This is a genomic window from Kitasatospora sp. MBT66, assembly GCF_000710405.2.
In the GTDB taxonomy this organism is placed as follows: domain Bacteria; phylum Actinomycetota; class Actinomycetes; order Streptomycetales; family Streptomycetaceae; genus Kitasatospora; species Kitasatospora purpeofusca.
The window spans coordinates 1-22,446 of record NZ_JAIY01000002.1 but is presented as its reverse complement, the minus strand read 5'-3'; the positions used below and the strand labels follow the sequence as shown (position 1 = coordinate 22,446).

The 22,446-nt window shown below is 74.2% G+C and carries 21 protein-coding genes; 8 read left to right on the top strand and 13 right to left on the bottom strand.

Annotated elements, in window-relative coordinates; translation table 11 throughout:
• Positions 1-1,009, top strand: a 1,009-nt coding sequence (locus BI06_RS01505; protein ID WP_051740099.1) for an MFS transporter, incomplete at its 5' end; no start/stop codon positions are given.
• Here the strand turns inward: BI06_RS01505 and BI06_RS01500 are convergent.
• Positions 993-1,331 carry a hypothetical protein gene (locus tag BI06_RS01500; protein ID WP_030394079.1) on the bottom strand — a complete coding sequence of 113 codons (339 nt, stop codon included), beginning with the start codon at positions 1,329-1,331 and terminating at the stop codon, positions 993-995. The genes BI06_RS01505 and BI06_RS01500 overlap by 17 nt on opposite strands.
• 62 nt (positions 1,332-1,393) lie before the next feature.
• On the bottom strand, positions 1,394-2,875 hold the full coding sequence (locus tag BI06_RS01495) for an amidase (protein ID WP_051740098.1): 1,482 nt from the start codon (positions 2,873-2,875) through the stop codon (positions 1,394-1,396).
• 187 nt (positions 2,876-3,062) lie between these two features.
• Here BI06_RS01495 and BI06_RS01490 point away from each other — a divergent pair, with 187 nt between their 5' ends.
• From BI06_RS01490 to BI06_RS01480, 3 genes are all read left to right on the top strand, one after another.
• The gene (locus BI06_RS01490; protein WP_199523224.1) at positions 3,063-3,824 is read left to right on the top strand and encodes an AraC family transcriptional regulator; all 762 of its coding nucleotides are present in this window, start codon (positions 3,063-3,065) and stop codon (positions 3,822-3,824) included.
• A gap of 83 nt (positions 3,825-3,907) precedes the next feature.
• The gene (locus BI06_RS01485; protein ID WP_051740097.1) at positions 3,908-4,483 is read left to right on the top strand and encodes a hypothetical protein; all 576 of its coding nucleotides are present in this window, start codon (positions 3,908-3,910) and stop codon (positions 4,481-4,483) included.
• Between the two features lie 117 nt (positions 4,484-4,600).
• A complete protein-coding gene (locus BI06_RS01480) occupies positions 4,601-6,199 on the top strand; it encodes an NAD(P)/FAD-dependent oxidoreductase (RefSeq protein WP_043464448.1) in 1,599 nt (532 codons plus the stop codon).
• Positions 6,200-6,265: 66 nt separating this feature from the next.
• Here the strand turns inward: BI06_RS01480 and BI06_RS01475 are convergent, their stop codons facing one another.
• Positions 6,266-6,976, bottom strand: a complete 711-nt coding sequence (locus tag BI06_RS01475) for a hypothetical protein (RefSeq protein WP_199523221.1) — start codon at positions 6,974-6,976, stop codon at positions 6,266-6,268.
• A gap of 238 nt (positions 6,977-7,214) precedes the next feature.
• Here BI06_RS01475 and BI06_RS01470 point away from each other — a divergent pair, with 238 nt between their 5' ends.
• From BI06_RS01470 to BI06_RS01460, 3 genes are all read left to right on the top strand, one after another.
• On the top strand, positions 7,215-7,793 hold the full coding sequence (locus BI06_RS01470; RefSeq protein ID WP_043464243.1) for a TetR/AcrR family transcriptional regulator: 579 nt from the start codon (positions 7,215-7,217) through the stop codon (positions 7,791-7,793).
• 313 nt (positions 7,794-8,106) lie between these two features.
• Positions 8,107-9,156, top strand: coding sequence for an agmatine/peptidylarginine deiminase (locus BI06_RS01465; protein ID WP_051740095.1), 1,050 nt, complete (start codon positions 8,107-8,109; stop codon positions 9,154-9,156).
• A 124-nt stretch (positions 9,157-9,280) separates the two neighbouring features.
• Positions 9,281-10,525 carry an agmatine deiminase family protein gene (locus BI06_RS01460; protein ID WP_043464444.1) on the top strand — a complete coding sequence of 415 codons (1,245 nt, stop codon included), beginning with the start codon at positions 9,281-9,283 and terminating at the stop codon, positions 10,523-10,525.
• A gap of 91 nt (positions 10,526-10,616) precedes the next feature.
• On the opposite strand, the gene BI06_RS01455 is transcribed toward BI06_RS01460, so the two are convergent.
• Positions 10,617-11,825, bottom strand: a complete 1,209-nt coding sequence (locus tag BI06_RS01455) for an agmatine/peptidylarginine deiminase (RefSeq protein WP_082558189.1) — start codon at positions 11,823-11,825, stop codon at positions 10,617-10,619.
• 132 nt (positions 11,826-11,957) lie between these two features.
• On the opposite strand from BI06_RS01455, the gene BI06_RS01450 reads away from it, so the two are divergent.
• Positions 11,958-12,662, top strand: coding sequence for a TetR/AcrR family transcriptional regulator (locus tag BI06_RS01450; RefSeq protein ID WP_055731099.1), 705 nt, complete (start codon positions 11,958-11,960; stop codon positions 12,660-12,662).
• A gap of 34 nt (positions 12,663-12,696) precedes the next feature.
• Here BI06_RS01450 and BI06_RS01445 read toward each other — a convergent pair whose 3' ends face one another.
• The 9 genes from BI06_RS01445 to BI06_RS01405 form a co-directional block, all read right to left on the bottom strand.
• On the bottom strand, positions 12,697-13,581 hold the full coding sequence (locus BI06_RS01445) for a DUF4436 family protein (RefSeq protein WP_051740094.1): 885 nt from the start codon (positions 13,579-13,581) through the stop codon (positions 12,697-12,699).
• Positions 13,578-14,789 carry an agmatine deiminase family protein gene (locus BI06_RS01440; RefSeq protein WP_030394091.1) on the bottom strand — a complete coding sequence of 404 codons (1,212 nt, stop codon included), beginning with the start codon at positions 14,787-14,789 and terminating at the stop codon, positions 13,578-13,580. Before BI06_RS01440 ends, BI06_RS01445 begins: the two co-directional genes overlap by 4 nt.
• 181 nt (positions 14,790-14,970) lie before the next feature.
• A complete protein-coding gene (locus BI06_RS01435; protein ID WP_043464238.1) occupies positions 14,971-15,798 on the bottom strand; it encodes an ABC transporter ATP-binding protein in 828 nt (275 codons plus the stop codon).
• Positions 15,791-16,762, bottom strand: a complete 972-nt coding sequence (locus tag BI06_RS01430) for an ABC transporter ATP-binding protein (RefSeq protein ID WP_043464235.1) — start codon at positions 16,760-16,762, stop codon at positions 15,791-15,793. Before BI06_RS01430 ends, BI06_RS01435 begins: the two co-directional genes overlap by 8 nt.
• Positions 16,759-17,613, bottom strand: coding sequence for an ABC transporter permease (locus BI06_RS01425; RefSeq protein ID WP_043464232.1), 855 nt, complete (start codon positions 17,611-17,613; stop codon positions 16,759-16,761). The genes BI06_RS01430 and BI06_RS01425 overlap by 4 nt, the downstream gene beginning before the upstream one ends.
• Positions 17,610-18,569, bottom strand: coding sequence for an ABC transporter permease (locus BI06_RS01420; RefSeq protein ID WP_082558206.1), 960 nt, complete (start codon positions 18,567-18,569; stop codon positions 17,610-17,612). Before BI06_RS01420 ends, BI06_RS01425 begins: the two co-directional genes overlap by 4 nt.
• Positions 18,566-20,218: an ABC transporter substrate-binding protein gene (locus BI06_RS01415; RefSeq protein WP_043464229.1), complete on the bottom strand. Its 1,653-nt coding sequence runs from the start codon at positions 20,216-20,218 to the stop codon at positions 18,566-18,568. The genes BI06_RS01420 and BI06_RS01415 overlap by 4 nt, the downstream gene beginning before the upstream one ends.
• A 28-nt stretch (positions 20,219-20,246) precedes the next feature.
• Positions 20,247-21,251: an agmatine/peptidylarginine deiminase gene (locus BI06_RS01410; RefSeq protein ID WP_043464226.1), complete on the bottom strand. Its 1,005-nt coding sequence runs from the start codon at positions 21,249-21,251 to the stop codon at positions 20,247-20,249.
• A gap of 186 nt (positions 21,252-21,437) precedes the next feature.
• On the bottom strand, positions 21,438-22,446 hold a 1,009-nt coding region (locus tag BI06_RS01405; RefSeq protein WP_043464222.1), incomplete at its 5' end, for an agmatine/peptidylarginine deiminase.

Below are 22,446 nucleotides of genomic sequence, written 5' to 3'. Positions count from 1 at the left end.
CCTGGTCGCCGCCGTGGCCGCACCCGTCGTCACCGTCGCGACCCGGCGGGCCGACCGGCGCACCGTGCTCTGCGCCCTGCTGCTGCTCCTGGCCCTCGCGGACCTGCTGAACGCGATGGCGCCCGCCTACAGCGCCGTGCTGCTGGCCCGGGTCGCCCTCGGCCTGGTGATCGGCGCCTTCTGGTCCATCGGTTCCGGGCTCGCCCCGCGCCTCGTCCGGGCCGAACGGCAGGCCCGGGCCAACACGGTGGTCTTCACGGCCGTCCCGCTCGGCTCCGTCCTCGGGGTCCCGGCCGGGGTCCTGCTCGGCTCCGTCGCCGGCTGGCGCGCGGCCTTCGCCGCGATGGCCGCCCTGACGCTGCTCGCGCTGGCCGCCCTGCTGGCGACGCTTCCCCCGCTGCCGCCACCGGCCGCCGCCACCGGCCTCGGCGTGCTGCGCGGACTGCTCACCGGCCGGGGCACCCTGGCCGGTCTCGCGGTGACCTTCCTGATCGTGCTGGCGCACTTCGGCGCCTACACCTACGTCACCCCCTTCCTCACCGAGGTCACCCGGGTCGGCCCCGGCACGATCGGCGCCCTGCTCCTCGCCTACGGGGCGGCCGGACTGCTCGGCAACCTCCTCGCCGGCCCCCGCGCGGCCCGCGCCCTGCGGCCCACCTTCGCCTCGGTCGCCGTCCTGCTCGCGGCCGCCACGCTGCTGCTGCCGGTGCTCGGCGACGGCCGGGCGGGCGCCACCGCCCTGCTGCTGCTCTGGGGAGCGGCCTACGGAGCCGTGCCGGTCTGCTCGCTCAGCTGGTTCCTCACCGCGGCGCCGCACGCCCCGGAGGCCGCCGGGGTGCTGTTCACCTCGTCGTTCCAGGCCACCATCGGGATCGCCGCGCTGACCGGGGGCGGGGTCGTGGACCGGACCTCCCCCGGCACCGTCCTCGTCCTGGCCGGCCTCACCGCGCTGCTCGCCGCCGGGACCGCCCTGCTGACCGCCCCGGCCCCCGCTACAGCACGGCGATGAGCACTCCCGTGGGCACCAGGGTCAGCAGGGCGCTGGTCGTCCAGTACGCCCCGGCGGGGCCCCGGTCCGCGTACCGGTGCCGACGGCGGCTGCGCAGCAGGTGGTTGGCCAGCCACCAGAGGCCCGAGAACACCGACAGCACCGGCACGGCGAGCATGAACCACGGCAGCATCCCGTCGTTCTCCGTGGGGTTGCGATCGGTCCAACCGAGCCCCGCGAGCGGCCAGTTGACGGCGAAGTACCAGAGGAGCCAGATCGGCACCACCGCCGGCAGGCCGAGCAGCAGGTTCACCGCGACGGCGGCGGTCGGGTACGTTCGCATCCGATCAGTATCCACGGGCCCTTGGCGGCCCGGGCGAGCGGGCGCGGCCCGGGCGAGCGGCCTCAGCCCAGGCCGGGCGGGCGGCGGTCGGCCCAGGGGTGGGCCAGCTCCAGCGTGCGGGACACCTGGAGCAGCAGGTCCTCGCGCCAGGGTGCGGCGACGAGCTGGACCCCGACCGGCAGGCCGGTCGCGTCGTCGTGGTGGACGGGCAGCGAGACGGCCGGCTGGCCGGTCACGTTGAACAGGGAGGTGAACACCCCCATCGGGTAGCTGTTCCGCAGCGCCGCCAGCGGATCCCTGTCGGTACCGGCCCGCCAGGCGCCGACGCGCGGCGGCAGGCAGGCCATGGTGGGCGTCACCAGCAGGTCGAACCCGGCGACGAAGCCCTCGACGATGCGCCGCGACATCCGCTGGGCCCGCCGCACCCCCTCCGCGTAGGCCCAGGAGTCGATCGCGTGCGCCGCGTCGCGCAGCGCCCGGTTGTGCGGTTCGATCCGCTCCGGGTCGGCCAGCGGAACCCCGGCGGCGCCGATGTTCCACATCGCGGTGAACTCCGTGACCAGTTCCTCGGTCGGCGGCAGCGGCAGCGGGGTGTCGACGATGTGGTGGCCCGCCGCCTCCAGCGTGCGCAGCACGGCCTCGACGGCCGCCACGCAGACCGGGTCGACGGTGATCCCGGCCACCGGCGGGTCCACCAGGACGCCGATCCGCAGTCCGGCCGGCGGGTCCGCCCACATCGCGTCGGCGAAGGAGCGGTCCGGGGCCGGGGGCGACCACCAGGCGGCCGGATCGTGGCGGTCGAGCACGTCGAGCACGGCCGCGGTGTCGGCCACGGTACGGGTGACCACGCCGCCGATGCCGAGCCCCTCCACGACGACGGCCCCGTTGGTCACCCGGCCCCGGGTGGGCTTGAGGCCGACCAGGCCGGTGCAGGAGGCGGGGATGCGGATCGACCCGCCGCCGTCCTCGGCGTGGGCGAGGGGCGCCATCCCGGCGGCGACGGCGACGCCCGCGCCGCTCGACGAGCCGCCCGGCGTCCGCTCCCGGTCCCACGGGTTGCGGGTGATGCCGAGCGCCTCGCTCTCGGTGAACGGCAGACTGCCGAACTCGGAGGTGGTGGTCTTGCCGAGCAGGACGAACCCCGCGGCGAGGAACCGGCGGACCAGCGGCTCCGAGCGCTCGGCCGGGCCCCGGCCGGCGCCCGCGGACCCGTACGTGGTGGGCCAGCCGGCCACGTCCAGCAGGTCCTTGATCGGCAGCGGGACGCCGTGGAACGGCGGGAGCCCGTCGGTGGAGCCGGCCCGGACGACCGCGTCGGCGGCGGCGGAGGCGGCCGCGCGGACGGCGTCGTCGTCCCGGAAGCAGAAGGCGTTCAGCGCCGGGTCGAGGGCGTCGATCCGGGCGAGGCAGTCCTCGACCACCTCGACCGGGCTCACCTCCTTCCGGCGGACGGCGGCGGCGAGTTCGACGGCGGAGCCGTAGGCGGTGGCGGGGGTGGTGGCGGGGGTGGTGCCGGTACTGGCTGCTTCGACCGGTGGGTTCATCGCGAACTGTCCTCTCCGAACGGGGCGGTGGGTCCGCCCACCTCAGAGTCGCGCCGCCCGCGGCCCCGCGTCTTGGACGAATGTCGCGTAGCCTGGCGCTATGCGCCCCGTCGGTCCGACCCGCGCCCCCGCACCGGTGTGGGACATCGCAACTCCCCCGCGCCCCTGCCGTATCCGGGGTGTCGGCATGGCCGGCTTCCACACCTCCGCCCCGGTCGACCTGGACGTGGTGCCGTACCCGGCCGTGACGCTCGCCCTCGACCTCGGCGACCCGCCGCTCGCCGTCGACGACGGGACCGGCCGCCGGGCGCACGGCAGTGTCGTGGTCGGACTCGCGCCCGGCGGCGTACGCGGCCACGGCAGTGCCATCACCTGCCTGCAGCTCCGGCTCGCCCCGCCGGTCGCGCACCGGATCCTGGGCGCCTCCTCGGAGTTGGGCGGCACGGTGGTCGGGCTCGACCAGCTGTGGGGCCGCGAGGCCGCGCGGACCGAGGAGCGCCTGCGCGCCACCGCCTCCTGGGACGAGCGCTTCGCGATCGCCGAGGCCGCACTCGTCCGCCGGTACACGGACGGCCGGCCGGTTGACCCCGAAATCGCCTTCGCCTGGGACCAGTTGGTCACCCACCGGGGCGCGGTGCGGATCGAGCGGATCGCCGCCGAGATCGGCTGGAGCCGCAAACGGCTGTGGTCCCGCTTCCACGCCCAGACCGGCCTCGGCCCCAAGCACGCGGCCCGGCTGGTCCGCTTCGACGACGCCGCGCACCGCCTCGCCGCGGGCCACAGCGCCGCCCGGGTGGCGGCCGACACCGGGTACACCGACCAGTCCCATCTCCACCGCGACATCAGGACCTTCACCGGCACCACCCCCACCACCCTCGCCACCGCCCCCTGGCTCACCGTCGACCCCACCGCCTGGCCCGCCACCCGGCCCGAGGGCGACCGCCTCTGAACCGGGGGATTCCCGCTCCCCGCCTCCCGGCCCCGTGCCACCCTGGGGCTCCTGGCAGTCACCGGGGCCCTGGGGGAGGAAGCGTGACGTTCTGGGACCAACTGCCCACCCTGGCGGGCGTCGTCGTCGGGTCGGTGGGCTCGTACGCGGCGGCGAGCCTCACCGAACGCAGCCGCTGGCGGCGTGGCCGCGCCGAACGCTGGGACGACCGGCGCTTCCAGATCTACGCGAGCTACGGGAAGCTGCTCAAGGCCCAGATCCGGATCGCCCAAAGACTCGGTGCCGCCCGCAACTTCGACGGCGTGGTGGACCCGCTGGGGATTGACGAAGGGCTGGCCGACCTCGCCCGCGCGGAGTCCGAGCGGGCCGCCGAGTGGGAGTCGATGCTGCTGGTCGGCGACGCCGCGACGGTCGAAGCGGCGCGGTCGTGGCACGAGGAGTGCTGGAACCTGGAGCTCTACGCCCGCGGCCTGCGGTCCGACGCCGCCGGCTGGGTGCGGGCGGAGGAGCGACTGAGCCACGCGCGCGACAGGTTCTACCTCTGCGCCCGGAAGGACCTGGGGATCGCCGGTCCGCCGCCGCCGTCCGGCAACTGGCCCCGGGCCTGGCAGCACGCCGAGTCCGACGGAGCGGCGGGCCCCGGCACCTCGCCGCCGTGACGCCCGACGGCGGTCCGGTGGCAGTCCGGTGGCGGCCCGACGGCAACCCGGCGCCGCCGCCGCGACCGCCGTGCACGGCTGTTCCGGAGCGGCGGGGCCGTGGCGTACCGTGACCGCATGGCTACCAACGGGTCCTCGCGGTACGACGCCGTGATTGTCGGCGGTGGGCACAACGGGCTGGTCGCCGCCGCGTACCTCGCGCGCGGCGGGTACCGGGTGCTGGTGCTCGAACGGCTGGCGCGGACGGGCGGGGCGGCGGTGTCCGCGGCTGCGTTCCCGGGGGTCGACGCCAGGCTGTCGCGGTACTCCTACCTGGTCAGCCTGCTGCCGGCGAAGGTGGTGCGGGAGCTCGGGCTGCGGCTGGAGCTGCGACGGCGCCGGATCTCCTCCTACACCCCGGCCGTCCGGGACGGGAAGCCCACCGGCCTGCTGGTGGACGCGGGCGACCCCGGCCGGACCGGGGAGTCGTTCCGGGCGCTGACCGGGTCGGACCGGGAGTGGCGGGCCTGGCGGGAGTTCTACGGGACGACCGGGCGGGTCGCCGAGCGGGTGTTCCCGACGCTCACCGAGCCGCTGCCGTCACGGGACGAGCTGCGCCGGCGGATCGGGGACGGGGCCGCCTGGACGGACCTGTTCGAACGGCCGCTGGGCGAGACGGTCGAGCGGACCTTCACCGACGACCTGGTGCGGGGCGTGGTCCTGACGGACGCGCTGATCGGCACCTTCACCCATGCCCACGACCCCGCGCTCCGGCAGAACCGCTGCTTCCTCTACCACGTGATCGGCAACGGCACGGGCGACTGGGACGTGCCGGTCGGCGGGATGGGCGCGGTGACGGACGCCCTGGCCGCGGCGGCACTGGCGGCCGGCGCGGAGATCCGGACCGGGCACGAGGTCACCGCGATCGCGGGCGACGGGCGCGTCGAGGCCGAGGTGTCGTACCGGCACGCCGACGGCGAGGCGACGGTGGCGGCGCGCCGGGTGCTGGTGAACGCCGCGCCGGCGACGCTGGCGCGGCTGCTCGGCACCGCACCGGGGCCCGCGCCGGAGGGCGCCCAGCTGAAGGTCAACATGGTGCTGCGCCGGCTGCCGCGACTGCGCGACCCCGCCGCGGACCCGCGCGACGCCTTCGCCGGGACCTTCCACATCGCCGAGGGCTACCGGCAGTTGGAGACGGCGTACGCGGAGGCGGCGGCCGGCCGGATGCCCTCGGCGCCGCCGTCGGAGATCTACTGCCACACCCTCACCGATCCTTCGATCCTCGGACCGGAGGCCGTCCGGCAGGGGCTGCAGACGCTGACCCTGTTCGGCCTGCACATGCCGGCCCGGCTGTTCGGCGACCCGGCGGCGAAGGAACGCGCGCTGGCCGCGAGCCTGGCGCAGCTGGACGCGGTGTTGGCCGAGCCGATCGCCGACTGCCTGGCCCTGGACGCCGACGGCCGGCCCTGCGTCGAGGCGCGGACGCCGCCGGAGCTGGAACGGGAGCTCGGCCTGCCGGGCGGCCACATCTTCCACCGCGACCTGGCCTTCCCGTTCCTCCCCGAGGAGCCCGGGGCGCACGAAGGCAGTGCCGCCGAGCGCTGGGGCGTGGCGACGGCCCGTCCGGACGTGCTGCTCTGCGGGGCGGGGGCGGTCCGGGGCGGCGGCGTCAGCGGGATCCCGGGGCACAACGCGGCGCAGGCCGCGCTGGAGGACCTGGCGAACCCGGCCCGGTAGCGCGGCGGGGGCGGGGCGCCGACCAGTACCCCCGGTCGGCGCCCCGTCCCTTCGGACACCGGTGCGTCAGGCGCGGGCGAGCACCCAGGCGCCGAGGCCGTTGCAGCCCCCGGCCTGGTAGGTGGTGGACCTGAAGCCGGCCGGGACGGGCGAGCCGGGGCAGGTCAGCAGGCCGACCCGGGCGATGTTGTGGAGCCACGCACCGGCGCCGTCACAGCCGGTCCGCTGGTGCCCGGTGATGACGTAGCCGGTGACGACCGGGGAGCCCGAGCAGGTCCAGATGCCGTCGTGCGGGAGGTTGTGCTGCCAGGAGCCGATGCCGCCGCAACCGGCGCGCAGGTGGTTGCTGATGACGTAGCCGGGCACGACCGGCGAGCCGGAGCACGTCCATATGCCGTCCTTGACCAGGCTGTGGCGCCAGGCGCCGATGCCGCGACAGCCGGGCTTGCTGTGATCGGTGATCACGTACCCGGCCACCACCGGGGAGCCGGAGCAGGTCCAGATGCCGTCCTTGGCCGGCTCCTGGTACCAGGAGCCGCGGCCGCCGCAGCCCTTGGGGTCGTGGTCGGTGTTGACGTTGCCGGGGTCGACGGCCTCGCCGGCACAGGCCCACCGGCCCGAGCCCCAGCCGGCGGGCTTGGCCTCGGCCGCCGTCGCGCCGGCCACCGTGCCGCCCAGGAGGACGGCCACGACCAGTGCGAAGGCCGCCGCGACGGCGCCGGTCCCCCGGGCGGCGACGGCGGTCGCCACCCGCTTCCACATCCGATGAGCACTCATGTTCGATCCAATCCGGTCCGGTCTGGGCACGAAGGGCGTCCCGGACGCCGGGGTCTCCGGCGGGGACGGGGCCACCCTAGAGTGATCGCGGGGTGATGAATCGGTGCAGACCCCGAGAAAGTCCGTCACAGGAGCCACTTTGTCCGAAATCCGTCCGTGCACCACCGAATCCCCCACCTGACGGGACTTTCAGCAGGTGGGCGCACCGGCATACGGCACCCGGGTAAGGTGGTGGATCGTGGCCAGTCGTAAAACGTCGATCATGGAAGCAGCCGCGCGGGTGATCGCGCGGCGCGGGGTGCGCGGACTCCGGGTGGAGGAGCTCGCGGCCGAGGCGGGTGTGTCCACCGCGCTGATCTACTACCACTTCAAGGACCGCACCGGGATCCTCCGGCAGACGCTGGAGTTCATCAACGACCGGGCCGAGCGGTACACGACCGAGCGCGACCCGGACGCCCCGCCGCCGACCGCACGCGAGGAGCTGGAGCAGACGCTGCTGCTGGAGCTCCAGGACACCGTCGAGGTGCGGGAGAACAGCACCGCCTGGGGCGAGCTGCGGGCGAGCGCGGTGTTCGACGAGACCCTGCGCGAGGACCTGGCGCGGGCCACCCGGATCTGGGTGCAGGAGGTCGCCGAGCTGCTCGGCGTGGTGCAGCCGATGTCCTCGGCGGTCGCCCTGGCCGGAGCCGCCGAGCGGCTGACGGCACTGCTGGAGGGCCTCAGCGTGCGCTGGCTCAGCGGGAGCCTTCCGCTGGCGCACGCCCGGACGCTGCTGTCCGAGGCGATCGACACCGAGGTGGCCCGGCTCGGCTCCTGAACCCCGGGTCGAGCGCCCGAAGTCCCGGATCGAGCCCTCGGGGCCCCGGCCCGACTGCTGAGCGCAGCCGCCAAACCGGGCATCCGCCGACAGAACACCCCCGTTCGTCACTCCTTGTGACTCCGATACTGCCGAGCAGTCACGGCGCGCCGAGAAGTTTGACTGAACTTTCAGTCAGTGCGACGCTGACACCGCAGGCGGGGTGCAGCCGTCGGCCGTTCCCGTGGTGCGCCGGTGCGTAGTGGCGCGAAGAGTGGATCCGATGGCCCAGTGCACCCCTCCCGGCACCGTCGCACGATCGGAGAAGACCCTCATGACCCGCTTCCAGCACGACCGCACCGCCGATGACTTCCCCTGGGTGCCGGCGGACGACGTCCCGCACGCGCGGACCTGGATGTCCTGGCCCTCCCGCCGCGGTGTGTGGGGGCTGCGCCTGGGCGGGGTCCAGGAGGACATCGCCCTGATCGCCCGGACCGTCGCCGAGTTCGAGCCGGTGGTGATGTGCGCCCCCGACGACTGGACGGCGGGCAAGGCCCAGGACCGGTGCGGCTCCGCGGTGGAGGTGATCACCGCGATCCCGACCGACGACCTGTGGATGCGCGACACCGCGCCGGTGTTCCGCCTGGACGGCCGCGGCGGCCTGGACGCCGTGGTCCTCAACTTCAACGGCTGGGGCGACAAGCAGGTCCACTACGACGACGCCCTGGTCGCCGAGCGCCTCGCCACCCGGCGCGGCCTGCGGTACACCTACGCGGACTTCGTCGGCGAGGGCGGCGCGATCGAGACCGACGGCGACGGCACGGTGATGGCCACCGAGAGCAGCCTGGTCAACAAGAACCGCAACCGGGGCATGAGCCGGGACGAGATCGAGGACGCCGTCCTGGAGGCCTACGGCGCGGACACCATGATCTGGCTGCCGGGCATCAAGGGCCAGGACATCACCGACGACCACGTGGACGTCACCTCGCGCTTCGTCCGCCCCGGGGTGGTGATGGTCCAGCTGCCGCCCGCCGACCGCAACGACGCCTGGGCCAAGGACGCCCGTGAGCAGTTCGCCCTCCTGTCCGCCGCGACCGACGCCCGGGGCCGCCGGCTCCAGGTGATCCCCGTGCACGGCCCGGACACCGTCCGCTCCCGCAGCTCCAAGTTCGTCGACTCCTACCTCAACTTCCACCTCGTCAACGGCGGCGTCATCACCGCCCAGTTCGGCGACGCGTACAAGGACGCCGCCGCGAAGGAGGCGCTCGCCGCGGCCTTCCCGGGCCGGACGGTGGTGCAGATCGACGTCGACCGCCTGATGGCCGGGGGCGGCGGCATCCACTGCTCGACCATGCACGAGCCGCTGCCGCAGGTCCTGCCGTAGTCCGCGCACGCCCGAGCCGCGAACAGCAGCCCGACCGCAGCAGCCGCCGACCGCAGCACCCCGACCAGCTGCGCCCCGCCCCCACCGACCCCGTCCCAGCCGGAGGATCCGTATGACCAACGCCATGTCCCGCCGTACCGTGATGCGTTCGCTCGCCGGCGCCGGCGCCGGCGCCCTCGTCCTCGGCCTCACCGCCTGCGACCCCACCGGCGCGAGCGACCTCGACGGCACCGGCGCCCTCCCGCCGTCCGGACAGCCCACCACTCCGCCGGCCGGCACCCCCACGGCCGCGCCCACCGCGGCGCCCGGCACTCCGAGCGCCACCGCCGCCACCGCCGCCCCCACCGCCACCGGTGCGCCCGCCGCCCGCCGCTTCGGCGCCGAGTGGGAGAACCACCTGCGCACGGTGATGTCCTGGCCCTCCTCGGAGAACATCTGGGGCGAGCAGCTCGCGGAGGTCCGCCGGGACGTCGCCGGTCTGGCCCAGGCGATCGCGGCCCGCGAGCCGGTCGTCCTGATGGCCCGCCCCGACCAGAAGGACGCCGCGCAGAAGGCCTGCGGCGCGGCCGTCGAGGTCGTCCCGGTCACCGTCGACGACCTGTGGGCCCGGGACACCGTGCCGGTGTTCGTCGAGGAGGGCGGCAAGGTCAAGGGCGTCGACTTCAACTTCAACGGCTGGGGCCGCAAGCAGCAGCACGCCAACGACGCCAAGGTGGCCCGCGCCGTCCTGTCCAAGTACGGCGTCGAGCGGATCGAGACCCGGCTGGTCGCCGAGGGCGGCTCCTTCGAGACCGACGGCGAGGGCACGCTGCTGGTCACCGAGAGCTCGGTGGTCAACGCCAACCGCAATCCCGGGATGAGCCGCGACCAGGTCGAGGCGGAGCTCAAGAAGGCGCTCGGGGTCACCAAGGTGATCTGGCTGGCCGGGGTCAAGGGCAAGGACATCACCGACGCCCACGTGGACTGCCTGGTCCGCTTCGTCGCGCCGGGGGTCGTCGTGCTCGACAAGGCGTTCCCCGGCACCCCTGCGGACGTGTGGTCCCGCTCCGCCGACCAGGCCCGCTCCGTGCTCAAGAACGCCACCGACGCGCGCGGACGGAAGCTGGAGGTGGTGGAGCTGCAGCAGCCCGACCCGGACCGGATCACCGGGCGCGGCGATGCCTTCGTCTCCTCCTACATGAACTTCTACATCGGCACCAAGGGCGTCTACCTGCCCAGGTTCGGGGACCAGAAGGCCGACGAGCACGCCCAGCAGGTGATGAAGAAGTACTTCCCCACCCGCGAGATCGTCCCCGTGAAGATCGACGGGATCGCCGGCGGCGGGGGCGGGATCCACTGCGCCACCCACGACATCCCCGCCATCGGCTGACCGGCCGGCACCGCTCCTGGGCCGACACCCGCTCCTGGGCCGGCGGTACCTCCGAGGCCGGGTCCGCCCCACCGGACCCGGCCCCGCCGGTTCACACGGCGGGCTGCTGCTGGGTGACGCAGTGGATCCCGCCGCCGCCCGCCCCGAGGCGGTCGATGTTGAGCTGCTCGACGGTGCGGCCGGGGAACAGGCGGGCCAGGGTGGCCTTCGCCGCGCTGTCGGCCCGGGTGTCACCGAACTGGGCGGAGATCACCGCGTTGTTGCACAGGTAGTAGTTGGCGTAGGAGCCGACGAAGTTCGGGTCGGTGGAGCGGATGAGGTTGTAGTTGGGCCCCTGGATCTGGCTGACCGTGTACCGCGACCCCTGGGCGTTGGTGGCGGCCGAGAGGATCTGGTACTGCTGGCGCGCGTCCTGGGACCAGGCGTCGGTGTCGCCCGACAGCGGCATCTGGACCACGCCCGTGGTGCCGCCGAGGTAGCGGGAGGTGGCGTCCACGTGGTCGTCGGTGATGTCCTGGCCGGCGATGCCCGCGAACCAGATCACCTTGGAGGCGCCGAACGCGGCGCACAGCGCGCTCTCGACCTGGGCCTGGGACTTGCCGGGGTTGCGGTTGGAGTTGAGGATGCTGCTCCGGGTGGCCATCAGGGTGCCGGCCCCGTCGGCCTCCACCGCGCCGCCCTCGGCGACCAGCCCGGCGGCGGTGAACGGCAGGCCCAGGTAGGCGGCGACCCGTCCGGCGACCAGTGAGTCGTTGGCGTGGGTCTGGTGGTTGCCCCAGCCGTTGAAGTTGAGGCCGATGGTGTCGAGGCCGCCGGCGCCGTCGGTGCGGAAGACCGGACCGGTGTCCCGCATCCAGCAGTCGTCGACCGGGATGTCCCCGATCACGGTGACCGCCGAGCCGCACATCGAGCGGGCCTTGGCGACGCTGGCCGGGTTGGCGCACATGGTCACCGGCTCGTACTTCGCGATGGTCTTGGCGATCAGCGCGATGTCCGACTGGACGCCGGCGAGCTTGCTGCGCCAGATGCCGGTGCTGTCCGGCCAGGCCATCCAGGTGCGGGTGTGGCGCAGGGTGTCGATCGGCACCCGGAAGCCGGCGGCCGCGGCGGCCCGGCCCGCCTCGGTGCTGCGGCGGCCGGCGGTTGCGGCCGCGGCCGGCCCTCCGGTCGCCACGGTGAGCGCGGTGCCGGCGGCGGCCAGGCCCGCGACGGCCAGGAACCGGCGGCGGTCGAGGCTGTCGGCGGTGCTCGCGTCGGTCGGTCCGCCGGTCGCTCTGTCGGATCTGGAGCGGTCGTTCATCACTGCCTCCGTGTCAAGGTGCCCTGCTCGTCGAGCAGTTGACCGAAAAGGTAGAACTGACCAAGCGCTCGGTCAATACTTTGCGCAGCTTTGGCCCCTCCCCCGGGCCCGGCAGTCGTTACAGTGACCGCCATGGCGACACAGGCGACGGGCGCGGACCCGGCCACCACTCAGGACGCGGCCGACACGAAGGGCACGACCGCCACCAGGGCCGCGGCCACCGCCCCCCGGACGGCCGGCGCCGGCCGCGCCCGGACGTCCGCCAAGGGCGAGCAGACCCGGACCCGGCTCATCGCGGCGGCCCGGATCCTGCTCGCGGGCGGCGAGGCGGGCCGGTTCACCACCCGCAACGTGGCCGCGCTGTCCGGGGTCTCGCACGGGATGTGCCACTACCACTTCGCCGACCGCAGCGACCTGATCGTGGCCGTGGTCGCGGACATCAGGCCCGAGTGGATCGCCCCGCTGGAGGAGGCCGTGGCCGACCCCGGCGGCTACGCCGAGCGGGCCGAACGGGTGCTGACCCTGCTCACCCGCCCCGAGAGCCCCGACCTCGCCCGCCTGCACGCCGCCCTGCACTGGCTCGCCCTCAACGACGAGCGGGTCCGGGTCGCCCTGGAGGCCGAGTACGGGCGGTGGCGGTCCTGCTTCGTCCGGCTGTTCCGGGCGCTCGTGGACGAGCGCGGCGGCGACACCGATCCGGCCCCGCTCGGCGAGGCCTTCGCCGCCGCCGTGGACGGCATCGCCGCCATCGGCTCGCTGGACGGCACGGTGGACGCCGCCCTGGTGCTGCGCACCCTGCTGGACTCGCTGGCCTCGACGGTCGGCCCGCGCCGCTGAGCCTCACCACCCTTCACGACCCCGCCCCCACCCTTCACGGCCCCGCCCCGGCCGGCTCGACGGCGTCGACCCGTTTGCGGTGCTCGACCCGGCTGCCCGAGACCACCGTGACCACCAGGCATGCCGCGATGATGCCCTCCGCCCAGAAGAAGGCCACATAGTCGATCAGCGAGCCGATCGGCGGCGCGCCGGGCGCGGCGTTGCGCATGCCGATCAGCGCGAACAGGGTCGCCGCCATCCACCCCAGCGACGGCCACACCATGCCCTGCCGGCCCCGGTAGAGCACCTCCGCCCCGGCCAGCACCGCCAACGCCAGCGCCCACATCGCCGCGATCATGAACCAGGCCAGGATGAAGGTGCTCCGCGCCCTGCTCACCCGCCCCTCGAACACGGTGCCCTCCGCCCCGTACGGGGTGCCGGTCGGGCGGACGACGAAGAACGGGTCGGCGTCGCCGAACACCACCCCGACCGGGACGGCGCCGGTGGCGTCCGCGGCCGAGAACAGCACCTCGAAGCGGTAGCGGTCGAAGGGGTAGTCGGTCGGGGTGCCGTTGTAGAGGTTGGCCGACACCGGCTTGGGCGTCGCCGCCTCCCCCGGGTCGGCCCGCAGCTCGGTGCGGGTCGTGGCGCGGACGGTGATGTCGACCCGGCGGGTGAAGGTGCCGGACTCCGGGTCCTGGGCCAGGGTGCCGTGCGGGACGGGCACCACGTAGAGCGTCATCTCGCCGCCGGCGGCGTCGATGTCCTGCGAGGTGACGTCGAGTTCGACCCAGTCGCCGGTGGTGGGGAGGGAGAGCTCCCGGGTCTGCTGACGGGTGTTGCGCTCGTTGAAGTACAGGGCGATGCCGGCCGAGCACAGCACGGCGAGGATCAGCAGGACGAGGAGGAAGCGGCGGTCCCGCAGCCGGCGCCCGCTCACGTCGGGCTGGTACCGGGGGCGACGGGCTGCTGCTGGGTGGCGCAGTGGATGCCCCCGCCGCCGGAGGCGATGTGGTTGATGGACACCTGGGAGACCTTCCGGCCGGGGTGGAGGTCGCCGATGATGCCGGCGGCCCGGTCGTCGGCGGCCCGGTCGCCGAAGCGCGGCACGATGACGCCGCCGTTGCAGACGTAGTAGTTGAGGTAGGTGGCGAGGAAGTCCTTGCCGGCACCGGGGATCAGGTCGATGTCGGGTTCGGGGAGGTCGACGACCTTGAGGGTGCGGCCCCGGGCGTCCTTCGCCGAGCCGAGGACCTGGAGGGCCTGGTCGGAGGCGGTGGTCCAGATGTCCGGCGGGGTGTCCGGGCCGGGGCGGTGGATGACGACGGTGCCGGGCTCGGCGAAGCGGGCCAGGGCGTCGATGTGGCAGTCCGTGATGTCCTGACCGGCGACGCCCTGGAACCACAGCACGGTGCTGACGCCGAACAGGTCCTTGAAGGCCGCCTCGATCTGGTCCCGGCTCTTGCCGGGGTTGCGGTTGGGGTTGACCCAGGAGCTCTCGGTGGCCATCAGGGTGCCCTCGCCGTCCACCTCGATGCCGCCGCCCTCGCCGGTGATCGGCGCCTGGATCCGCGGGATGCCGTAGTGGTCGAGGAGGTTGCGGGCGACCTGGCTGTCGTTGGCGTGGGTCTGCTTGTTGCCCCAGCCGTTGAAGTTCAGGTCGACCCCGGCGAGCCCCTGCGGGCCGGTGACGAAGGTCGGGCCGGTGTCGCGGGCCCACAGGTCGTCGACCATCAGCTCCAGCACCTCGACCGTGGAGCCGCAGGCCTGCCGGGCCTGCTCGGCCTGGTCGGGGCGGGCCAGCAGCACCACCGGCTCGAAGCCGGCGACGGCACGGGCCAGCCCGGCGATGTCCTCCCGGACGCCGGCCAGTTGGTCGCCCCACACCTCCTCCAGGGCCGGCCAGGCCATGAAGGTGCGGGTGTGCGGGGTCGACTCGGCCGGCATCGAGCGGGCGGCCGCGGCCGCCGGGCTGCCGGAGGCGGACGGCGTCGGGGCCGAGGCGGTGCCGGCGGGGCTCGGCGGCTGCTCGTCACCGCCGTCGGAGGAGCAGCCGGCGGTCAGGGCCAGGGCGGCGAGCGCCGTTCCGGAGCGCAGCAGCGAACGGCGGGACGGCCCGGGGTGAGCCGGGCGGGCCGGGTGAGCCATGGGGCCTCGTTCCGGTAGGTGCCTGAGGGGGTACGGTCCCGCACGCTACTGAAAGCCGGGTCAGGACCGGCCCCGGCAGGTACCCGCCATCGGGGTGAATCCCGGACCCGCCACCGACGGCCCCCGGAAGGGGACGGGACCCCGGCCCGGCAGACCCCGAGCGGCTGCCGGGCCGGGGGGCTCACAGGGCCCGGCGCGCGGCGGCGATCCGGTCGGGATCCCAGCCGGGCCGGGGCACGGACTCCAGCAGCAGCCGGGTGTAGGCGTGCTGCGGGTCGTCGAGGACCGTCGCGGTGGGGCCGGCCTCGACGATCCGTCCGTGCCGCATGACCACGACCTCGTCGGTGACGCAGCGGACCACGCCGAGGTCGTGGGTGATGAACAGGTAGCCGATGCCGGTCTGTTCGCGGATGTCCGCGAGCAGGTTGAGCACCTGGGCCTGGACCGAGACGTCCAGTGCGGCGACCGCCTCGTCCAGCACCAGGACGGCCGGCTGCACGGCCAGCGCCCGGGCGATGGCGACGCGCTGGCGCTGGCCGCCGGAGAGCTGCCGGGGCAGCGCCTCGGCCGCCCGGGTGCCGAGGCCGACCTGGTCCAGGAGCTCCTTGATCCGGGCCTGGTGGTCGGCACCGGGGAAGTGCAGCCGCAGGGTCTCCCGCAGGGCGGCCTCGACGCTGGTGCGCGGGTCCAGCGAGAGGTACGGGTCCTGGAAGACCATCTGGACCTCGCGGGCGCGGGCGAGGCGTCCGGCCCTGCCCCGGGCGCCGCCGGCGCGGGCCCGGCCCTTCACCAGGACCCGGCCCGCGTCGGCCCGTTCGAGGCCGACCACGATCCGGGCGGTGGTGGTCTTGCCGGAGCCGGACTCGCCGACGATGCCGAGCGAGCCGCCGGCGGGGAGGGTGAAGGAGACCTCGTCCACGGCCCGGACGGCGCCGAAGGTCCGGCACAGGCCGGTGACCTCCAGAGCAGCGGTGTCCGGCGCGGCGGTCCTCGGGGCTGCCTCAGACATCGGCGGGGCTCCCTTCGAGCGGGTGGTGGCAGGCGGCCGGCTGCCCGGGCCGCCCGGGGGCCGGGCGCAGCGCGGGGGCCTCCTCCCGGCAGAGGTCGGTCGCGTACCGGCAGCGGGCGGCGAACGCGCAGCCGGTCAGCTCCTGCCGCAGGTCCGGCGGCTGGCCGTCGATCGCGGCGAGGCGGCCGGTCGGGCCGTCCAGCCGCGGGGTGGAGGAGAGCAGCGCCGCGGTGTAGGGGTGGCGGGGTCCTTCGAACAGGGCCTCGGCCGGTCCGGACTCGACGATCCGGCCCGCGTACATCACGTAGACCCGGTCGCTGATGGCGGCGGCGAGGCCCAGGTCGTGGGTGACGAACAGCAGGCCGGTGCCGAAGCGTTCGCGCAGCCGGTCCAGCAGGGCGATGACCTCGGCCTGGCTGGTCACGTCGAGCGCGGTGGTGGGCTCGTCGGCGAGCAGCAGGACCGGGTCGCCCATCAGGGCGGCGGCGATCATGACGCGTTGCAGCATGCCGCCGGAGAGCTGGCCGGGGTAGCGGCGCATCAGCTCGGGCCCGAGGCCGACGGCGTCGAGGAGTTCGACGGCGCGCCGGTCCGCGTCGGCGGCGCTCATGGTGCCGGTGAGGCGGACGCTCTCGGTGAGGAAGTCGCCGATGCGGCGCAGCGGGTTGACGGCCGCCCGCGGGTCCTGGAAGACCATCGCGGCCCGGCCGGTGCGCAGTTCGCGCAGCCGGGCGGCGTCCATGGTGAGGACGTCCCGGCCGTCGACGAGGACCTCGCCGGCGGGGACGGCGCCGGGCGGCAGCAGGCCGAGGGCGGCGCGCGAGGTGAGGGACTTGCCGGAGCCGGACTCGCCGACCAGGGCGACGGTCTCGCCGGGGGCGACGGTGAGGTCGACCCCGTCGAGCACCGGGCGGGCGGTGCCGGGCAGGCGCAGGCGCAGCTCCCGGACGTCGAGGGCGTTCACGTGGTCCTCCGGGCGACCTGGTCGGCCCAGCGCTCGCCGACGACGTTGAAGGCGACGACGGTGAGCACGATGAGGACGCAGGGCAGGATCGCGGAGAGCGGGTAGCCGTGCTGGATCGCGGTCTGGCCGTCGAAGACCATGCGGCCCCAGTCGGGGGTGAGGGCGGGGACGCCGAGTCCGAGGAAGGACAGGCCGGCCAGGTCCATGAGGGCGTATCCGAAGTTGACGGTGGACTGGGCGAGCACGATCGGCGCGATGTTGGGCAGGACGTGCCGCAGGCAGATCTGGATGGCCGAGTGCCCCTGGACCTGGTAGGCGGAGACGTAGGGCCGCATGCGTTCGGCCAGCACCAGGGAGCGGGTCAGGCGGGAGACGTAGGGCAGGTAGGCGATCGCGAGGGCGACGACGGGGGCCATCAGGCCCTCGCCGTGGACCGCGACGATCAGGATGGCGAGCAGCATGCCGGGGAAGGCGAAGACCAGTTCGGTGCTGCGGGACAGCACGGAGTCGATCCAGCCGCCGCGCCAGCCCGCCAGCAGGCCCACGGCGACGCCGGCGACGGTGGAGAAGACGACCACGCCGAGCGGCCCGAGCAGCGAGGTGCGGGCGCCGATCAGCAGCCGGGCGAGGGTGTCGCGGCCGGCCGCGTCCACGCCGAGCAGGTGGTCGGCGGAGGGACCGGCGAGGGCGTTGCCGAGGTCGACGGTGTTGGGGTCGTCGGGTGCCAGCCAGGGGGCGAGCAGCGCGGCGAGCACGACCAGGGCGGCGAGGCCGAGGCAGATCCGGTAGAGCGGGGCGCGGGCGGACTTGACCCGGGCGAGGCCGGGCCGCCGGGCGAGGGCGACACTCATGCGTCGGACCTCCTGGAGCCGAGGGTGACCCGGGGGTCGACGAGCGGGTGGAGCAGGTCGACGAGCAGGTTCACCGTCATGAACAGGGCCACGATGATCAGCGAGATGGCCTGGACGGTCGGGAAGTCCTTGGTGGTGGTGGACAGTTCGAGGAGCTGGCCGAGGCCGCCGACGCTGAACGCGGACTCCACCAGGATCGTGCAGACCAGCAGGGTGGAGACGATCAGGCCGCCGGTGGTGAGCACGGTGCCCAGCGAGTTGCGGAACACGTGCCGGCGGATCACCTCGCGCTCGGGCACGCCCCGGCTGCGGGCGACGGTGACGTGCTCGCCCTCCAGGGCGTCCAGCATCGCCGAGCGGGTGACCCGGGCGAGCATGCCGATCAGGTAGAGCGCGAGGGCGATCGCGGGCAGGGTGAGGTGCCAGGCCATGTCGAGCAGGCCGTCGCCCGCGCCGCTGGTCGGGAACCAGCCCAGCTTGACCGCGAACAGGCCCTGGAGCAGCACCGCGGCGACGAAGGAGGGGGTGCCGACGGCGAGGGTGGTGGTGACCAGGATCGCGGAGTCGGTCGCGCCGCCGCGGACGGCGCCGATCCAGCCGAGCACCAGGCCGATCACGACGACCACCAGCAGGGCCATGGCCACCAGCAGCAGGGTGGCGGGCAGGCGGTCGGCGAGCAGGCCCGACACGTCGGTGCGGTAGGTGAGGGAGCGTCCGAAGTCGCCCTGCAGCACCTGGCCGAGCCAGCGGAGGTAGCGCACCAGGAAGGGGTCGTCCAGGTGGTACTGCTCGTTGATCGCCTGCAGGGCGGCCGGGGAGGCCGAGCGCCCGGACAGCAGGAAGCTCGCCGGGCTGCCCGGCGCCAGGTACATCGCCCCGAAGACGACGAAGGAGGCGCCGAGCAGGGTGACGGCCATTTCGACCAGCCGTCGGACGGCGAATCGCAGGAAGGTCACCGCGCGGCCCCCACGTCGGCGGCCCACGGGTAGTACAGGTAGGAGATGGTGGTCGGGGCGCCGGTGATGCGCTTGTTCAGGAAGAGGGCGGTGGGCCACTCGGCGACCGGGATCCACAGCAGCTTCTCGGAGGCCGTCCGCTGGAGCTGCGCCTCGATCGCGCCGCGCTTGGCCGGGTCGTACTCGGCGGAGGCCCGGTCGACCAGTTCGTCGTAGGCCGGGTCGCTGTAGCCGGCGAAGTTCTGGTAGGCGCCGGTGCGGAAGTTGGCGAGCAGGTCGAGCGGGTCGGTGATGGAGTCGTAGTAGGTCTCCGGGAACATGTCCAGGCCCTCGCGCGCCTTGGGGTCGGTGAACAGCGAGGTGAAGGCGTTCGGAGCGATGGTCCGCAGCTGGATGTTGAGGCCGATCCGGGCGCCGGCGGACTGGACGGCGGTGGCGAGCAGCGAGACGTCCTGGCCGATGCTGCTGGTGGCGACGGTGAGGGTGCGGCCGCTGGCACCGGCCTCCTTGACCAGGGCCTTGGCGCGCTCGATGTCCTGGTCGGTGGGGGTGAGGTGGGCGAAGGCGGCGGTGCGGACGTCCTCGGGCAGCGTGCCCCAGGCGGCCCGGGTGGTGAGCGAGCCGGTGACGGTGCCGGCGCCGGCGAGGCCGGTGCGGACGAAGCCGGTGCGGTCGAGGGCCAGCGACAGCGCCTGGCGGACCCGGAGGTCGCCGAGCGGGCCGTCCATGCTGGTGACGTTGAGGTTGACGGTGCTGAGGCCCTCGCCGAAGTACAGGGTGCCGGTGCCGCCGTTGCGGAGCCGGTCGTAGCTCTCGGTGGGGATCAGGTAGCCGCCGTCGACCTCGCCGCTGAGCATGGCGTTGGTGCGCGCGGAGGGGTCGGTGAGGAAGCGGAACACGACCGTGCCGGCCTTGGCCCGGGTGCCCCAGTAGCCGTCGAAGCGCTGGAGTTCGATCGACTGGCCCTTGGTCCAGCTGCCGAGCTTGAACGGCCCGGTGCAGTCGAGGCTCCCGCCGGTGCCGTAGTCCCGGCCGGCGGCCTCCACCCCGGCCTTGGCGGCGACGACGCCGGCGGCGGTGGCCATGTACTGCGGGAACTGGGAGTCGGGCCGCTTGAGCTTGACGGTGACCTGGAGCGGGCCGGTCGCGGTGACGGTGTCGACGTTCTGGAGGTTCTGGGCCCAGGCCGCCGCGTTGTCGGGGTTCATCTGCCGGCCGAGGCTGTACACGACGTCCTCGGCGGTCATCACCGAGCCGTCGTGGAAGTGCACACCGGAGCGCAGGTCGTAGACCCAGGTGGTGGGGTCGGGGTTGGACGCCTTCTCGGCCAGGCCGGGGGCCAGGGTGAGCTGGGGCGTCCAGCGCATCAGGCTCTCGCAGACGTTCGACAGCACCGTGTTCTGCGGGTAGTCGAAGGCCTGGAGGTAGTCCAGGGTGGGCGGCTCGGCGTAGGTGGCCCAGGTGAAGGAGTCGATGTCGCCGGCGGCCGGCGGGCTGGAGGGCGACAGCTGGACGTCGGCCCGGTCGCTGGAGCCGCCGCGGGGCGGGCCCGCGCAGGCGGCGACCAGGGCGGCGGCGCCGAGCAGCGCGGTGGCGGCGAGGAGCGGGCGCCGGGTCCGGGTGCGTCTGGCGGGTGCGGTGGGAGTCATGAGGGTGGTTCTCCGTTCGCTGGCTGGGTCAGGCGCGGGCGGCCGGGATCTGCTGGGTGATGCAGTGGACGCCGCCGCCGCCGAAGGCGATCACCCGGGCCCGCACGCCGACGACCTTGCGGTCGGGGAACGCGGCGGCGATCACGGCGAGCGCGCCGGCGTCCTCGGGGTGGTCGGCGACGGGGACGACGACACCGCCGTTGGCCAGGTAGAAGTTCAGGTAGCCGACCTCGACCCGGACGTCGTCGACCTCGACGAAGGCGGCCTGGGTGACGTCGACGATCTCGAACGGGCGGCCCTGGGCGTCGGTGGAGTGCTCCAGCACCGTGCGGTTGGCGCGCATCCGCACGTAGTCGGGGTGCGCGGGGTCGGCGGGCAGCTGCACCACGACCTTGCCGGGGGCGGCGAAGGCGCAGACGCCGTCGACGTGGCCGTCGGTCTCGGTGTCCAGGGCACCGCCGTAGGGCAGCCAGATGATCTTGGTGACGCCGAGCCGGGCCTTCAGCTCGGCCTCGATCTCCTCGCGGCCCAGCTCGGGGTTGCGGTTGGGGTGGAGCAGGCACTGCTCGGTGGTGATCAGCGTGCCCTCGCCGTCGACGGTGATCGCGCCGCCTTCGAGGATCATCTCGGAGCGGATCGCCGGCACGTCGAGGTGCTCCAGCAGCAGGCCGCTGATCCGGTCGTCGGCGTCCCAGGGGTGGTGCTTGCGGCCCCAGGCGTTGAAGCGGAAGTCGACGCCGGCCCGGCGGCCCTCCTCGTCCAGGACGAAGATCGGCGCGGAGTCGCGGAACCAGGAGTCGTCCTGCGGGATCTCGACGACGGTCAGGCCGGGGCCGCACAGGGTGCGGGCCTCGTCGCCGTGGCCGGGCGGGGCCACCATGGTGACGGGCTCGAACTCGGCGATGGCCCGGGCGACGGCCGCGTACTCGCGCTTCACCTCGTCGAGGTGGTCGCCCCACAGGTCCGGCCGGACCGGCCAGGCCATCAGGCAGCCGTCGTGCTCGGTCCACTCGGCGGGCATGCGGTGGGTCATGGGGATCCTCGTTCTCTTCGGGCCCGGCCGGGCCCGCCGCGTCGGGTGCGCGGGCCGGCCGGGTGCTGCGGGACTGGTACTGCGGGACTGGTACTGCCGGACCGGTGCTGCGGGACCGGTTGCCACCGGGTGGGCGGGGAGCCCCGGCGGCCCGTCTCCGTGGGGGACGGACGGGCCGCCGAGGAGTCAGCGGAGCGGCGGGACGGACGGCTGCGACTGGGTGGCGCAGTGGATGCCGCCGCCGCCCGAGGCGATGTTGTCGATGTCGACCTGGACGATGTCGCGGGTCGGGAACTCGGCCTGGAGGATGGCGCGGGCCCGTGCGTCGGCCGCGCCGTGGCCGAACTGGGGGACGAACACGGCGCCGTTGGCCACGTAGAAGTTGCTGTAGCTGGAGAGGAAGTCCTTGCCGAGGTCGCGGCCGCGGATCCGCTTGCGGTCCGGGGCGGGCAGCTCGACCACGGTGAGCGCGCGGCCGCGGGCGTCGGTGGCCGTGCTCAGGGCCCGCTTGGCCTGCTCGTAGACCTTGACCCAGACCTGGTCCGTGCCGGGCCCCGGCCGGTCGAGCAGAACGCGGCCGGGCGCGGTGAAGCGGGCCAGGCAGTCGATGTGGGCGTCCGTGATGTCCTGGCCGGCCACGCCGTCCAGCCAGATCACCTTGTCCATCCCGAGCGTGCCGCGCAGGGCGCGCTCGACCTCGTCCTGGGACATGCCGGGGTTGCGGTTGGGGTTCACCCAGGAGCTGACGGTGGCCAGCAGGGTGCCCTCGCCGTCGGTCTCCAGGGCGCCGCCCTCGCCGACGAAGGGGGCCCGGATCCGGTCCACCCCGTACTCGGCGAGCAGGGTGCCCGCGACGGCGGCGTCCTCGGCGTACCGCTGGTAGTAGGGCGTGCCGTCCTTGCCCCAGCCGTTGAAGTTGGTGTCGACACCGGCGATCGTGCCCGGCCCGACCACGAAGGTCGGCCCGAAGTCGCGGATCCAGAGGTCGTCGTTGGAGATCTCGACCACGGTGATGCGGTAGTAGGCGCCGGATCCGCAGTAGTAGCGGGCGTCGGCGGCCTGCCCGGGGCGGGCCACCACGACGACCGGCTCGTAGCGGGAGATCTCGTGGGCCAGCTTGGCGATGTCGTCGCGGACGGCGGACAGCTGGGTCCGCCAGACCGAGGGCAGGGCCGGCCAGGCCATGAAGGTGCGG